This is a genomic window from Olsenella uli, assembly GCF_016899935.1.
GTDB classification, from domain to species: Bacteria; Actinomycetota; Coriobacteriia; order Coriobacteriales; family Atopobiaceae; genus Thermophilibacter; species Thermophilibacter uli_B.
In genome coordinates this window covers 39,341-52,268 of record NZ_JACJJK010000010.1, presented here as the reverse complement: position 1 = coordinate 52,268, position 12,928 = coordinate 39,341, and the positions used below count along the sequence as shown (strand labels likewise).

The 12,928-nt window shown below is 70.6% G+C and carries 17 protein-coding genes; 3 read left to right on the top strand and 14 right to left on the bottom strand.

Features of this window, described 5'->3' with window-relative positions:
• Positions 1 to 31 precede the first annotated feature (31 nt).
• Positions 32 to 418 (top strand): DUF956 family protein, encoded by a 387-nt coding sequence (locus tag H6A07_RS09040; RefSeq protein ID WP_204814592.1) that lies wholly within the window; start codon positions 32 to 34, stop codon positions 416 to 418.
• Between the two features lie 242 nt (positions 419 to 660).
• Positions 661 to 1,227: an elongation factor P gene (efp, locus tag H6A07_RS09035; RefSeq protein WP_204814591.1), complete on the top strand. Its 567-nt coding sequence runs from the start codon at positions 661 to 663 to the stop codon at positions 1,225 to 1,227.
• A 118-nt stretch (positions 1,228 to 1,345) separates the two neighbouring features.
• On the opposite strand, the gene H6A07_RS09030 is transcribed toward efp, so the two are convergent.
• From H6A07_RS09030 to H6A07_RS08965, 14 genes are all read right to left on the bottom strand, one after another.
• Complete coding sequence (locus H6A07_RS09030) at positions 1,346 to 1,756, bottom strand: putative toxin-antitoxin system toxin component, PIN family (protein ID WP_204814590.1); 411 nt, start codon at positions 1,754 to 1,756, stop codon at positions 1,346 to 1,348.
• Positions 1,747 to 2,031: an AbrB/MazE/SpoVT family DNA-binding domain-containing protein gene (locus tag H6A07_RS09025; RefSeq protein ID WP_204814589.1), complete on the bottom strand. Its 285-nt coding sequence runs from the start codon at positions 2,029 to 2,031 to the stop codon at positions 1,747 to 1,749. The genes H6A07_RS09030 and H6A07_RS09025 overlap by 10 nt, the downstream gene beginning before the upstream one ends.
• A 403-nt stretch (positions 2,032 to 2,434) precedes the next feature.
• Complete coding sequence (locus H6A07_RS09020; RefSeq protein WP_204814588.1) at positions 2,435 to 2,680, bottom strand: hypothetical protein; 246 nt, start codon at positions 2,678 to 2,680, stop codon at positions 2,435 to 2,437.
• Complete coding sequence (locus H6A07_RS09015; RefSeq protein WP_204814587.1) at positions 2,677 to 3,195, bottom strand: hypothetical protein; 519 nt, start codon at positions 3,193 to 3,195, stop codon at positions 2,677 to 2,679. The genes H6A07_RS09020 and H6A07_RS09015 overlap by 4 nt, the downstream gene beginning before the upstream one ends.
• 24 nt (positions 3,196 to 3,219) lie before the next feature.
• Entirely contained in the window at positions 3,220 to 3,732 is a 513-nt protein-coding gene (locus H6A07_RS09010) for a hypothetical protein (RefSeq protein ID WP_204814586.1), read from the bottom strand.
• Positions 3,733 to 3,760: 28 nt separating this feature from the next.
• Complete coding sequence (locus tag H6A07_RS09005) at positions 3,761 to 4,540, bottom strand: hypothetical protein (protein ID WP_204814585.1); 780 nt, start codon at positions 4,538 to 4,540, stop codon at positions 3,761 to 3,763.
• A gap of 14 nt (positions 4,541 to 4,554) precedes the next feature.
• On the bottom strand, positions 4,555 to 5,070 hold the full coding sequence (locus H6A07_RS09000; protein WP_204814584.1) for a hypothetical protein: 516 nt from the start codon (positions 5,068 to 5,070) through the stop codon (positions 4,555 to 4,557).
• A gap of 20 nt (positions 5,071 to 5,090) precedes the next feature.
• Positions 5,091 to 5,372: a hypothetical protein gene (locus tag H6A07_RS08995; protein WP_204814583.1), complete on the bottom strand. Its 282-nt coding sequence runs from the start codon at positions 5,370 to 5,372 to the stop codon at positions 5,091 to 5,093.
• Between the two features lie 27 nt (positions 5,373 to 5,399).
• Positions 5,400 to 8,915, bottom strand: a complete 3,516-nt coding sequence (locus H6A07_RS10395; RefSeq protein ID WP_204814582.1) for an FtsK/SpoIIIE domain-containing protein — start codon at positions 8,913 to 8,915, stop codon at positions 5,400 to 5,402.
• A 4-nt stretch (positions 8,916 to 8,919) separates the two neighbouring features.
• A complete protein-coding gene (locus tag H6A07_RS08985) occupies positions 8,920 to 9,198 on the bottom strand; it encodes a hypothetical protein (RefSeq protein ID WP_204814581.1) in 279 nt (92 codons plus the stop codon).
• A complete protein-coding gene (locus H6A07_RS08980; RefSeq protein WP_204814580.1) occupies positions 9,195 to 10,487 on the bottom strand; it encodes a HesA/MoeB/ThiF family protein in 1,293 nt (430 codons plus the stop codon). Before H6A07_RS08980 ends, H6A07_RS08985 begins: the two co-directional genes overlap by 4 nt.
• Positions 10,488 to 10,509: 22 nt before the next feature.
• The gene (locus tag H6A07_RS08975; protein WP_204814579.1) at positions 10,510 to 11,628 is read right to left on the bottom strand and encodes a Mov34/MPN/PAD-1 family protein; all 1,119 of its coding nucleotides are present in this window, start codon (positions 11,626 to 11,628) and stop codon (positions 10,510 to 10,512) included.
• On the bottom strand, positions 11,615 to 12,088 hold the full coding sequence (locus H6A07_RS08970; RefSeq protein WP_204814578.1) for a hypothetical protein: 474 nt from the start codon (positions 12,086 to 12,088) through the stop codon (positions 11,615 to 11,617). The genes H6A07_RS08975 and H6A07_RS08970 overlap by 14 nt, the downstream gene beginning before the upstream one ends.
• Position 12,089: 1 nt before the next feature.
• A complete protein-coding gene (locus H6A07_RS08965) occupies positions 12,090 to 12,326 on the bottom strand; it encodes a hypothetical protein (RefSeq protein ID WP_204814577.1) in 237 nt (78 codons plus the stop codon).
• A 236-nt stretch (positions 12,327 to 12,562) separates the two neighbouring features.
• Here H6A07_RS08965 and H6A07_RS08960 point away from each other — a divergent pair, with 236 nt between their 5' ends.
• Positions 12,563 to 12,925: an Asp23/Gls24 family envelope stress response protein gene (locus H6A07_RS08960; protein WP_204814576.1), complete on the top strand. Its 363-nt coding sequence runs from the start codon at positions 12,563 to 12,565 to the stop codon at positions 12,923 to 12,925.
• Positions 12,926 to 12,928 lie beyond the last annotated feature (3 nt).

The following is a 12,928-nucleotide window of genomic DNA, read 5'->3' as shown; positions in this document are numbered from 1 at the left end:
GCTCGATCGCTCTTCCCAGGGAGGAGGGCCCATGGCCCAGTCTCAGAACACCAAGGTTGACCTCACCATGCCTGCGACCATGTTCACGGGCCTCTCCGTCACCGGCTCCATGATGGTGGGGGACAAGGCGCTCGAGTTCTACAACGAGCGCAACGTCGAGGACTACATCCAGATCCCCTGGGACCAGATCGACCACATCGACGCCTCGGTGATGTTCGGCGGCCGCGTGATCCCGCGCTTTGCGGTCTTCACCAGGGAGAACGGGCACTTCTCGTTCTCCGGGCGCAACAACCACCGGCTGCTGCGCGCCGTGCGCGACCACATCGGCGGCGAGAAGATCGTGCGCTCGGCCACCTTCTTCGGCGTCATGCGCGCGGGGTTTGCGGGGCTGTTCCGCCGCCTCTTCCGGCGCGGGTAGGCGCCGCGCTCTTCTTGCCTGGCCGGCGTTTCCAGAAATCCCGAGTTGCGCGCGCTTCTCGTCATGCGTAACTCGGGATTCATGGCAATTCGGACAATAATCCCGAGTAGCGCGCGCTCCTTCGCTGCGACGAGTGTGCGTAACTCGGGATTTCTGGTAACGCCGCCATCATGGAATCTGCGCGCAGGGCGCCCGGGGTGCTAGAATATCGCACGTATGTGAGCACGACGGAAAGGCGCAACATGGCAACCATCAGCACCGCAGACTTCAAGAACGGCATGGGCCTCAAGATCAACGACAAGTACTACACGATCGTCGAGTTCCAGCACGTCAAGCCCGGCAAGGGCGGTGCCTTCGTCCGTTACAAGATCCGCGATCTCAAGACCGGTCGCGTGATCGACCAGACCTGCAACGCCGGCACCAAGTTCGAGAACGTGCAGCTCATCACCAAGGAGATGCAGTACCTCTACAACGACGGCGCCACCTACTACTTCATGGACAACGAGACCTACGAGCAGGTCGAGCTCTCCGCGGACTTCATCGGCGACAACGCCAAGTGGTTCAAGGAGAACGACAACGCCCAGCTCCTCTACGCCGACACCGAGCTCCTGGGCGTGCAGCCCCCGATGTTCATCGAGGTCGAGATTACCGAGACCGACCCCGGCTTCAAGGGCGACACCGTCCAGGGCGGCACCAAGCCGGCCACGGTGGAGACTGGTGCCGTGATCCAGGTCCCGCTCTACCTCAACGTGGGCGAGAAGATCAAGGTCGACACCCGCGACGGCGGCAAGTTCGTCGGCCGCGTCTAGCGCCGGGCGAGAAGAACGCGCGACTTCGAGCCGCTCCGAAAGACCGGGGCGGCCCCTTTTTGCCTAAAAGGGGTCAGACCCCTTTTAGGCAAGTTCAGCAGCTCATCTTGCGTACCGCTTAGCTGTCGCATCCAAAGCGCTTGACGAACTCGGCTGGCGTCATGATTGCCAGATCGGGGACCTCCACGCCCCCGAAGTCCTTGTCGCCGGTAACGAGCACATTGGCACATCCTGTGAGTGCCGAGAGAAGGACGGGGTAGTCATCTGGGTCCTGGATGTAGGGGAGGTCCTCGGAGCTGCCCTGCGGGGTGGTCACGACATCAAACGAGAGGGCTGAGACGAACCTCTCGAATGCCGCACGTCGCCCTGGCCACTTCCTGCTGACGACCTCCCGTGACTCGTCGAGGACGAACGTGGGCAGCAGCAGACGGTTTCCCGGTCTTGAGGCGATTTCGACAACGCCGGACAGTGTGGGTGAACGAAAGATGATGGCGGAGATGAGGACGTTCGTGTCAAGCATCACCCGCATGACGCATCATCTCGACGTGTCGAGCGCACGGATTTGACGAGTTGGGTTACATCCTCCATTGTGGAGAGTCCGGCCTCCTCCGCAGCGCCCTCGAACGCGTCCCGCGCCTCGAGGAGCGCCTCGAGATTGCTGTTTCGCAACAGGATGCTTCCGTCGTTGGCTCGGATGAAGATGACCCGATCCCCCTCCCCGACGGAAAGGACCGACCTCACGCTGGCGGGCAGTGTTATCTGCCCCTTGGAGGTTATCTTTACAACGTCAATCACATCTGCCACGGCTCCGCTCCTTCTGGTAAGGAATTCCTTACCAGAAGGATATCGCAACCTTCGCCGAAGCTGCCGCTGCCTTTGGCTCATGTTTGCCCCCCTGGCTCTCAAGCTGTGGGGAGAGCCTATACGTTTGGAGAAATCCCTGTCTGCCAGGGAGCTGGCGCGAACCTGACGGGGCAGGTCAATTGCTCGTGATGGAAAAGAGATTTGAAAACGCATCGGCGAACGGGAGTGTCTGACCTGCGAGTGCACAATCTTGGGATGAGGTGAGTTTTCTCTGGTACGAAGGCGTCTTCAGTTGGTCGTGCGTGGTGTCTCGAAGTGACTGTCATCCAAAGACGGCGACGACGAGATGCCTAAAAGGGGTCAGACCCCTTTTAGGCAAGTTCGGGCGCACGGCACGATGCTCCTACGCGAGCCCGAGCAGGTGGAGCACGAACATGATGATCATGGCCCAGAGGAACAGGCCGAGGAGCTGACCGAGGCAGCCGGCGCATCCGCCGTTGTCCTCCTGGGCGGGCTGGGGCTGCGGCGTTTGCTGGGAAGAGGCTGCGGTCTTGGGGGCGTTCTTCACGTGGATGGTGCCGTCGGAGCCCACGGAGACCTTGCGTCCGGCGGTCTTGGGGGCTGCGGTCTTGGGCTTGGTGTCGCTCACGATGACTTCCTTTTGACGTAGGCGGAGTAGACGAGAAGGGCGATGAATGCTCCGATCACCATGGCAAGAAAGATGCCGAGGTGTCCGAGGCCCATGAGGAGGGCCACGAGGGCGACGGCGGAACCCTCAAAGGCGAGAAATGCCAGGAGACAGCCCTTGAGGCTGAGGGAGGACGGGCTCTTCTGCGCGGAGGCGGGCTTTGGGTCGTCGCCGAGGCGGAAGACGTGCTCCCGGCGGCACTTCGGGCAGGTGAGCCGGATGGTGGTGTGCGCGTCGGCGGGCCGGGCGATGCGGATCTTTGTCCCACAGCTCGGGCAGGTGAGGAGGAGATAGCCAACGTCGTCTGGGGCCGTGCGCTGGGACTGGGCCGTGGCGCAGGCAACGCGCTCGGCGGCGACCTGCGCGGCGTCGCGGACAGGGGCGTCGGCGCTCGTGTTGGGCTCGGTCGGCTCGTCGTCTCGGTGGATGGTGCCATCGGCGTCTATGCGGATACGTGGGTGGTCGTGACGTGTCATGGGTCTCCTGAGGGCGTGTCGAGGTTAGAGCGGGTCGGCCGCGAGCCAGAGGTAGAAGAACGAGATGATGGCCACGACCCAGCCGACGATGTCAGGGGGCAGGGGGATGCCGAGCACGCCGCAGACGAAGCCCCAGAAGACGCCCAGAAAGGCGGCACCAAGGAGGCTCACGAGGCAGCCGTTGCCCTTCTCGACCTGCTTCTTCTCCGGTGCCGGCGCCGGTGTCGGCGCGGCGCCCGGGACGGCCGTGAGGTGGAAGAAGGATGTCTTGTGGCACCTTGGACAGTCGATCTCCACGGTGACGTCGCGGTTGGGCTCGATCGCGCGGAGGCGCTCGCCGCAGTTGGGGCAGGTGAGGACGCGGAAGTCGCCCTGGGTGACGCCCTGTGACGTCGCCGTCTGCGGGCCATGTGCGTCACCGACGTGGATGGTGCCGTCGGCGCGCACCTGGACGTTCGTCTTCTTCTTGTCCTTGTCGTCCATCCGGATGGTCCCGTCGGAACCGATCCGGATGCGGGGGTGGCTGTGGTCGACCATGTGACTCCTTCGTGCGTGCGGCCCGTCGCTAGCTGTGGCGACGGACCTCCATGGGGAACGTGCGCCCGCACTCGGTGCAGGTGATGTTGACGAGGCAGTTTGCGTTGGGGACCGTCACGGTGAGCGCGGCTCCGCAGTCGGGGCACGCGCACGTGGCGCGGACCTTCTCGCCGGCGACCTGGTCCATGGGGACGGTCCGGTAGGTAGGCTGGGGCGCGGGCGCCGGCCGTGGCTCGGGCCGCGACGCGGCGGCGGGCTGCGGGGCAGGCCGCGCGGGTGCGGGCTGCGGGGCCGGAGCGGGACGTGGGGCCGGTGCCGGCGCGGCCGCGGGGCGCGGGGCCTCGGCGCGCACCTCGCCGCTGCGTACGAGCTCGATGGCCTGCACGACCACGCCCCCCAGGTCCTCGAAGTACATCTCCTGCTGCTGGGCCTTGTCGGCGTTGAGCATGCGGGTCACGCCGGAGATCAGGTCGGTCGTGAGCGAGGGGTGCTGCACCATCTCTCCGGCGCGCATGGCCCGCGTGTACTTGTTGTTGCCCACGTAGTAGACCATGAGTCGGGCCGACACGGCGGCCTGCGCCTGCGTGAGGACCACCTGCTGGTAGTTCTTGCGGTCCGTGGCGTGCGCGATCACGAGGCACTCGATCGGGTCCTTGAGAAAGCCCGCCGGCTTGGCCTGGGTGAGCTCGACCGTCGCGGGAAAGCCGGTCTGGCCAATCACGCGCTCGAGCGCGGTCTTGAGCGCGGGCAGGGGCACGGTCGTGCCGGTCTGGAGGCGCTCGTCGGGGGCGTTGGGAAGCTTGATCATCGTCATCCTCTTCTCTATCGCTGCATGCCGCTGACGTGCACGTCGGTGTCGTAGTAGGCCTGGAGCGCCTCCTCGAGGCGCATGACGGCCATCCCGAGCGACTCTGCGTAGCGGTTGCCCGGACCGTTCAGGAGCTGGCGCACGCGGAAGGCCGCCTCCTCGAACTCGCGCCGGCAGTCGTCGAGCTCGTCCTCCCACGCGGCGGCGCGGCGGGCGCGCTCGGTCGCCTCCGCCTCCGCCTCGGCGAGAAGGACGGACTGACGCCGCGTCCGCTCCACGTACTCGAGCTTCTCGTCGTCCGAGCGCGCGTAGCGCTCGTCGCGGTCGATGCGCCAGAGCTCGTCGCGGGCGGTTCGCGCGGTGCGCTCGGCCTCCTCGCGGCGCTCCCGCTGCGCGCGCACGCGCTCGTCGATCGCGCGCTCGGCGTCGTCGATGATGCGCTCGACGGTGCGGTCCTGCTCGCGCGTCACCTCGTCGAGGCGTCGGGCGCTCTCGCGGAACGCCGCGAGTCTCTCCAGGTCGTAGCTCATGCTGCCTCCGCCCCCGGTCGCTAGGCGGACACGTGGGTGTTCAGATAGTCCTCGAGGGCGCCGCGCAGGAGCTGGATGCGCGTGACGCACTCGTGGATGTCGGCGTAGGGGGCGCGCATCTTCACGACGATGTCGCGGATGACGTTGCCGAGCTCCTCGCACTTCTCGTCGTTCCACTGGCCGAGCACCACCTCGTAGTTGCTCACGAGCCCCTCGCAGAGCTCGTTCTGCTGCTCGAGGGTCCGGGTGAGGCTTTTGACCATGTCGTTCATCGCCTCGACGGCCTGCTGTCCGCGTGCCATGCGGCGCTCCTTTCTGCGACGCCCGCGCTAGGGGAGCGCGGGCAGGCTCTCCGCGTCGATCCGATAGGGCTTGAAGGCGAGGGCCGGGTGCGCCCCGTCCCAGAGCACGGCGGTGTTGGACCGCAGCGCGGCGGGGTTCACGTCGGGGACGACCGCGTGGCACTGGTCGTCCGAGAGGCCGCTCACCACGCGCCACGCCATCTTGGGCAGCACCTCGTAGCGCAGGTCCCGCACGACGAGGTAGTCGGACGAGAAGAGCGCCACGTTGACGCCGCGCGCGTGGCCGGCGTCGAGCAGGCGCGCCAGCAGGTCGCGGCCGGCGCGCGGGCGCGCGGGGGCGTCCTGCGCGGCTGCGGGGGCGGCCGGCTCGGCCGGGGCGTCGGCGCCGGCGGAGAGGGCGTCCAGGCGGGCGAGAAGGGCGTCGAGGCCCTCGACACCGGGGACCGCGCCTGCAGCGGGCCGCGCCGGCTCGGGCGCGGGCGCGCCTGCGGGCGCCGGCTCGTCGTCGGCGCGCCAGGGGGAGAGCTCGCGGCCCTCCACGAGGGCGGCAAGGGGCTCCGAGAGCTGGTGGTCCACGAGGACGAGGTGGGCCGTGCGGCCCTCGCCCGCGCCGTCCTGCCCGCGTCCCTCGAGGAGGCCGGCCAGCTCGTCGAGGAGCGCCACCGCCTCGGCGGCGCTCCGCGCCACCCACGCGCGACCGCCCGCCCAACGGCAGACGGCCTCGACGGCCGGCGCGGCGCCGTCGCCCCCGATGACGTGGGCGTCGAGCACGTAGACGCTCGGGGCGTCCGCTGCGGGCGCGTCCCAGGCGGCGCCGGCGACGTAGGTCGCCGCGAGCCGGTCGCACGTCTCGACGTCCGAGGTCAGCGCGAACAGGGTGGAGCGGCGCATGCGCGAGAGCTCCAGGGCGGCCTGCCGTCCCATGCGCGCCGACTCGCCGAGGTGGATCAGGCGTGCCCGCCCGCGCTCCGCCGGCGCGCCGCCGGGCGCGGAGAAGGCGGGCGAGGCGCTCAGACGCGGGATGTCCGTGCCGCGATAGACGAAGGTCGGCTCGGCCGTCACATCCGCGCAGCGCGCCTGGACCTCGGAGAGCACGCGGTCCTTCTCGGCGTCGTCGCAGTAGCAGACGCGGAAGGCGCGCACGTCGGGCTCGGCGGCGTCCTTGTCCACGAGGTAGGCGCCCGAGCCCTTGGCGTCCCCGATGAGCCGGCGCGCGTCCCGCGCCGCCCGCTCGCCGAACAGGCGCGCGTGCTCCGCCTCGGAGTTGTTGAGGCCGATGCGGACGTTCACCTGCGAGAGGTCGGAGAGCCCCATGCTGCAGCCGGCGCCAAGCGACGAGAGCGCCTGGGTCGCCATGACGAAGTGCATGCCAAAGGCGCGCGCCGTCTGGAAGAAGGTGCGCATGATCTGGGCGGCGCGGTTGGCCGCGCGCCGGTCGGTGGCCTCGTTCAGCAGGACCTGGAACTCGTCCAGGATCACGAGGACGCGGGGGAGGGGCTCTGCGGTCGCGCGGCGCGCGGCGGCGTAGCTCGTGACGCCGAGGTCCTGGTAGAGCTGGGCGCGCCGGCGAAGCTCGGCGTCGAGCGCCTCGAGCACGCTCACGCCGAAGGCCTGGTCGGCGTCAAGCGCGACCACGCGGACCTGCGGCAGGCGGTAGCTGCGGTAGACCTCGAACTCCACGCCCTGCTTGAAGTCGAGCAGGTAGAGCTCGAGCTCGCTCGGCGCGTAGCGGGAGAGGGCGGAGAGGATGAGCGTGTGCAGCAGCGAGGACTTGCCGGTGCCGGTGGTGCCCGTGGCGAGCGCGAAGTGGGAGAGGCCGGCGGCGACGGCGTCGCCGAGCTCGAGCGCCACGGCCGAGCCGTCCGGCGCGAGGCCGAAGGGCACGCGGAGCGCCTCCGAGGCGTCGCCGCGCCCGACCTCCCCGGCGGGGACGAGCCCCGCGATGCCCCGGTAGCGCAGCTCGGCCGCCCGCTCGGCCCGCTCGAGGCCCTCCCGCACGCGGCCGAGGACGGACCAGTCCGTGGGCTCGAGCACGAGGCGGTTGCCCCAGACGGCGTAGCTGTCCCCATCGGGGCAGTCTATGACGAGGCTCTCCTCGGGCATGCTCTGCAGGAGGTCGTAGAGGCCGCGACGGCGGTCCCGGTCGTCGGCCGGCAGCGTGCTCACGATCAGGTTCACGCCGGCGTGCATGCCATGCTGGGCGATGTTCACGAGCGGCGCGATGTGGGCCTCGTCCAGAAGGCACGGCACGTTGATCGCGATGACGGTGGTGAGCGGGGCGTGGGAGCCGTCCTCTGCGGCGGTCCGCTCCGCCAGGTCGAGCGCCGAGTCGTAGGTGGCGCTCACGGCCCGCTCGGCGAGACGCTGCAGGACGGGCGCCGCCTCGTCGAGCGAGGAGAGCAGCGGCTCGTCGAGCAGCTGGGGACAGGACTCGACGAAGGGCAGCCACTGCGCGAGGCCGAGGTGCCCGGGCGAGCAGTCGATGACGACGAAGCGCTGGCACCCCGCCCGCGTCCCGGCGAGCTCGAGGGCGGCCAGGGCGGAGATGGCGGGGAGGGCGTCCGCGCGGTTGCCCGCCACGGCGACCGAGCAGTTGTCGCTGCGGTCGACGAGCTGGGGGACGATCAGGCGGCCGTCGTCCAGACGGTCCCCGTAGCAGGCGCGGAAGGCGCGCGGGATGTCGAGAAGGACGGGCGTGACGTCGGTGAACTCGGGGGTGAACGGCCCCTCCGGCAGCTCGTGGACGAGCCAGCCGAGCAGCAGGAAGTCGCTCGTGCGCGCGCCGGGGTCGGCCACGCCCTCGACCGAGAGGTTGGCGAGCTCGTCGAGCAGGTCCACGTCGCGCGGGGAGAGGATGCGCGCGAAGCCCTCGCGTGCGCCGTCGGCGATGCGGTGCTGCTTGCGCGCGCCGGCGGCCTGGATGCGCTCGACCTCCTGCGCGTTGGAGCGAGGTGCGCACGCGCGCTCCAGCCGCGCGACGAGGCGCTCGCGCTCCCGGCGGATGAGGTCGTCGCCGGTGCAGAGGTAGCAGTCCTTCGCCTGCTCCACGACGTCCGCGAGCGCCGTCGCGAGCGAACGGTCCTGGAGCAGGCGCGGCAGGCGCGCGTTCTGCGTCACCTGGTCGCGCAGGCGCTCCGCCTGCGCAGCGAGTGCCTCCATCTGGCTCACCAGATCCTCGAGCGGGGCGTCGGTCCCGCGCCGCTCGCCGCTCGCGCGCGCCTCGCCGAGGCCGGGCGCGCCGGCGCGGGCCTGCGCGTAGGTCGGCGAGACGGAGCGCGCGTAGGCGTCCGCGGCGTCGACTCGGATGGCGGCGTCGTCCATCCGGCCGAACAGGGGCACCACGGTCGCGTCCCACTCGGCGCCCAGGCGCTCGCTGAACTGGGTGGTCGCGGCCTCTATGGCGTGGAGGTCCTCCTCCTCGAGCTCGACCACGGTCTCGGCGACGTCGGCCCCGACGTGCAGGACCTCCTTGGCGCTGTCGAGCGCGTAGCCGGCCAGGTCGTGGAGGACCGCGTCGACTCGTTGCAGGTGGGGGATGGCCACGGGTTCATCTCCTCCCGTCGTGCGCGCGGGCGTCCTTCTCGGCCGCCTCGCTCGTCTCCTCGAAGCGCCGCGCCGCCCGCCTGAGGGCGTCGAGCGCCTCCACGAGCTCGGTCTGGGAGCGCAGCATCGGGGCCACGTAGGCGCCCTCGAGCTCGGGGACGTGCGGGTCCCCGGCGAGGTCGCTCTTGAAGGCGCCCCAGCTGCGGCCGAAGGTCGAGCTCGTCTCGCCCAGCGCGCGCATGCTGCTCTGCAGCTCCGCCTCGATTCGGGTGTCGTCGCTCACCGCTCGCCCTCTCCGACGCAGCGGCACGGCGGGCAGCCGTCGCGGAAGCCCACCTTGAGCGAGGTCGTCACCTGGAGCGGGTAGCTGAAGATCTCCGCCATCGGGCCGCCGACGGCGGGGTCGTTGGTGTTGCAGACGAGCGTGTACTGGCTGAGCGTGGGCAGCAGCCGCTGCGTGAAGCCGCCCTCGCCCTCGTTCAGGATGTCGAGCGCGAGCTTGACGCCCACGACCGTGACGAAGTCGATGTCCGCCGAGATGCCGGGCTCAAAGCTCACGGCCGCGAGGTCGCTCTGGTTGGTGTAGATGTGGTGGTTGGCGCTCACGCGCTGCGAGAGGCCGCCGCCCTCGCCGAGCGCGCAGCGGTAGCAGGGCTGGTCGCGCCCCGGCAGCCAGTAGAAGAGCTCGCCGGCGAAGGCGCGCTCCCAGAAGCCGACGGAGAGGAAGGGGACCCCGTAGAGCACGGCGAGCCCGTTGGCGTAGACGTCCGCCTCGCGGTTGTCCGCGCAGCCGACGACGAGCGTCTCGCCCGGGACCGCCCACCGCTCCCAGACCTCGCGCGGCAGGTCCTCCGCGCGGCCGCGCTCGGCGCGCACGCGGGCAGCGGGGTTTATGTCCAGGATGCGGTCGCGCACGGCGTCGACCTTGTAGCGGCCCACGTCCGAGACGCCGCACTGGTGGCGGCAGAGGTTGTGGTACTCGAGGACGTCGGTGTCCACGAGCAGGAAGCCCCCCACTCCGGCGCGGGCGAGCTCGAGCGCCACGAGGCTGCCCACCGAGCCGCAGCCCAGGATGACGACGCGCTTGCGCGCCATGAGGCTCGTCTCCAGGATGCCGGTGTTGCGCGAGAAGAGCTCGCGGTGCAGGTCGTAGCGCTCGACCTCGTGGGCGCCCTCGGGGCCCACGCAGCGCAGGGCCGGCTCGGTGCCGTCCTCCGCCTCCCAGAAGAGGTAGAAGGCCGCGCCCTCGGGCGCGTTCTCCTCGGGCGCGCGGTCCTTCTCGGCGGCCGCGTCCTGCTCGCCGCGTATGAGGGCGAGCAGGTCCGCCTTGGCGAGGGGCGCGCGGAGCTCCCGGTCCGCCACGGCGCGCGCCCAGGCGGGGAGCTCGTCGCGGCTCCCGAGGATGGCCCCGACCTCCCCGGCGGCCTCCCACTGCGGGGTGTCCGGGGCAAAGAGGTTGAGCACGCCCGAGTCGGCGTGGTAGACGCCGCGCACGGGGCCGGTCGCGCGCGCGTCCAGAAGGGTGCCCGGTACGAGCGCGCGGAGGTGTCTTCTCTGGGTTGCCGTCTGCATGGGCTCTCCTTCCGGGGACGGCCTACGGGCGCTCCCGCAGCGCCCGCTCGATGCGGCCGGACGAGTAGGGCAGCGCGCGGGAGGCGTCGTCGGGGACGAGCAGGAGGAGGCGCCCCGAGGCGCGGTCGAGCGCGAGCGCGCCGAGGCCCAGCCGCTCGCCCCCGCGGGTGGCCGAGAGCGCGACGGAGTCGTCCGCGCCGGCGCGCATGCTCAGGGAGACGCCTCGCTCGGCGAGGAAGGCCGCGTCCCCCTGCAGCTCGTCGCTCGCGGCGGCGAGCTCGTCGTCGGTCCAGACCGCGAGGTCGCGGACGAGCCCGGGGGCGGCGGGCACGGCATCGGAGGCCACGAGCGCGGCCCAGCGCGCGGCGAGCGTCTCGAGGGAGAGCTCGGGCGCGGCGACCTCGATCGTCCCTGTGGCCGTCTCCTCGCCGGAGAGCGCCCGGGCGTTCTCGCGGGCGACGGTCGCGGCGAGCTCGCGGGGGTCGCGCAGCGGCGCCGCGTCGAGGCTCTCCCGCCAGTCGAGCACCTCGAAGGGCACGCGCGTGTAGGAGAGCGGCGCCGCCACGTGGAAGAGCGTGAGGCGCGGCTCCGGGTCCACGTTGATGAGGCCGCTGAGCGCGCCCCGGGGGTTCAGCTGCGCGTAGGTGGCGTTGGTGCCGTCGTCGGTGCCCGAGAAGCGGTCGAAGGAGCCGGGGTGGCGGTGCCACAGGCCCACGACGTCGAGCTGCCGCTCGTAGAGGCGCGAGATGCGGTTGGCGAGGTGCGTGACGTAGGGCTGGTCGTACTCGAAGTACGCCATCTGGAAGACCGAGTTGGGGCCCGGGTCGATGGACTCGACCACCAGCCAGTCGCTCCCGTCGCGGTATCCCAGCAGGATGCCGCCGGTCTCGGTCCCGACCTCGGTGAGGGTCTCCGAGAGGACGGAGGCCCAGGCGCGCCGCGTGAAGCGGACGCGCAGGCCCGCGGGCGAGAAGGGCCCGGCGTGGCCCGTCGCGGCCGCCGGCGAGCGCCGCGCCGCGTCTTCGGCGGCGTGGGGCACGGGCCGGGGCGCGCGGACGCCCGCCCCGGGGCGTGGCGGCGGGGCCTGCCGGCCGCCGAGCCCCAGGCGGCGCAGGAGGGCCCGCAGGCTAATAGGTGCCATGGTTGAACACCTCGTCCGAGATCTCTCCGGCGAGCCAGCTCTCGACGAGGAAGATCCACTTGACGGCCCAGCCGAGCGACTTGGCGGCGGAGGTGACGTCGCGCTCGCCGCTGTCTACGTCCTGCTGGCGGGCGGTGCAGAGGTAGAGGTCGCCCCGGCCGTCGCGCAGGACGTGGGGGAGGGTCCCGGCGGCGCGGCAGAGCTCGTTGAGGTCGGGCTTGACGGTGTAGACGCGCACGGACGACCCGTAGCGGGCGTGGTTGTTGGGATGGTCGTGCTCGTAGATGGCCATGAGCGTCCAGGTGCCGCCCGCCTTGCCGCGCGGGTTCACGTTGCCGACCCAGTAGAGCCGGCCGTCGTCGAGCTTCTCGAGGCGGAAGCCGGGGAAGAACTGGGCCATCGCGCCCTTCTCGGCCTCCAGCAGCTGCGGGTTGCGCTCGTACCAGTAGAAGGACGCCATGTCAGGCCGCCAGCTTGCCGGTGGGCACGACGAGCTCGACGGGGGCCTCGGCCCCCGAGGCGGCGGGTGCGGCGGAGCCGTCGGGCGCGGCCTGGCCGGGCTCGTGCAGGGTGCCGCTCGGGGTGACCATCACGTCGTCCCCGTCGCGGAGCATCTCGGCGATCCTGCGCCGGCGGGCGGCCGCCGCGTCGTCGTCGGTGGCGGGCGCCGCGAGCGGGCCCTGAGGGATTGTGATCATGTCCGTCCCCTTTCTCGCATGACACATGACGGGAGTCGATGCCGTTCTGGCGTCCGGGCGGCGTCTGCCCCCGAACCCCTTCATGATTTCAGCGGGCGGGTGCCGGATGTTACGAGAGCGGGCCCGATTGTTACGAGAGACGCGTCGCCGCGCGGGCGGGAGGGCGCGGGCGCAGCGCGGGCGGACAACGGCTATACTGTCAGAATGACCGCACGAACCGAGCAAGGGGGTCCTTCATGGCAGATAGCGAGCTCTTCGTCTCTGGCATCGGCATCTCCAAGGGTGTCGTCTCCACGATCGTCTCCATCGCGGCCCGCCGCGTCGAGGGCGTGGCCTCCGTCGGGGGCAACGACATCGCGTCCAGCCTGATCAGCGTCTTCACGAGCCGCAGCGTCGCGCCGGAGCGGGCCGTCGAGTCGTTCGTCGAGAACGACGCCCTGCACGTGACGGTCCACCTCGCCGTCTTCTACGGCTACCCGTTCACCCGGCTCGCCGACGACGTCCGCGCCGAGGTCGCCCGCGCCGTGACCGAGCAGATCGGCGTCGCCGTCTCCGCCGTGGACGTCTGCATCGACAGCCTCGTCTTCCCCAAGGAGTAACCG

Coding starts and splice junctions, on each gene's coding strand:
- H6A07_RS09040 (WP_204814592.1), top strand. CDS start 32: ATGGCCCAGTCTCAGAACACCAAGGTTGACCTCACCATGCCTGCGACC.
- efp (WP_204814591.1), top strand. CDS start 661: ATGGCAACCATCAGCACCGCAGACTTCAAGAACGGCATGGGCCTCAAG.
- H6A07_RS09030 (WP_204814590.1), bottom strand. CDS start 1,756: ATGCGGGTGATGCTTGACACGAACGTCCTCATCTCCGCCATCATCTTT.
- H6A07_RS09015 (WP_204814587.1), bottom strand. CDS start 3,195: ATGACACGTCACGACCACCCACGTATCCGCATAGACGCCGATGGCACC.
- H6A07_RS09010 (WP_204814586.1), bottom strand. CDS start 3,732: ATGGTCGACCACAGCCACCCCCGCATCCGGATCGGTTCCGACGGGACC.
- H6A07_RS09005 (WP_204814585.1), bottom strand. CDS start 4,540: ATGATCAAGCTTCCCAACGCCCCCGACGAGCGCCTCCAGACCGGCACG.
- H6A07_RS09000 (WP_204814584.1), bottom strand. CDS start 5,070: ATGAGCTACGACCTGGAGAGACTCGCGGCGTTCCGCGAGAGCGCCCGA.
- H6A07_RS08995 (WP_204814583.1), bottom strand. CDS start 5,372: ATGGCACGCGGACAGCAGGCCGTCGAGGCGATGAACGACATGGTCAAA.
- H6A07_RS08980 (WP_204814580.1), bottom strand. CDS start 10,487: ATGCAGACGGCAACCCAGAGAAGACACCTCCGCGCGCTCGTACCGGGC.
- H6A07_RS08975 (WP_204814579.1), bottom strand. CDS start 11,628: ATGGCACCTATTAGCCTGCGGGCCCTCCTGCGCCGCCTGGGGCTCGGC.
- H6A07_RS08970 (WP_204814578.1), bottom strand. CDS start 12,088: ATGGCGTCCTTCTACTGGTACGAGCGCAACCCGCAGCTGCTGGAGGCC.
- H6A07_RS08965 (WP_204814577.1), bottom strand. CDS start 12,326: ATGATCACAATCCCTCAGGGCCCGCTCGCGGCGCCCGCCACCGACGAC.
- H6A07_RS08960 (WP_204814576.1), top strand. CDS start 12,563: ATGGCAGATAGCGAGCTCTTCGTCTCTGGCATCGGCATCTCCAAGGGT.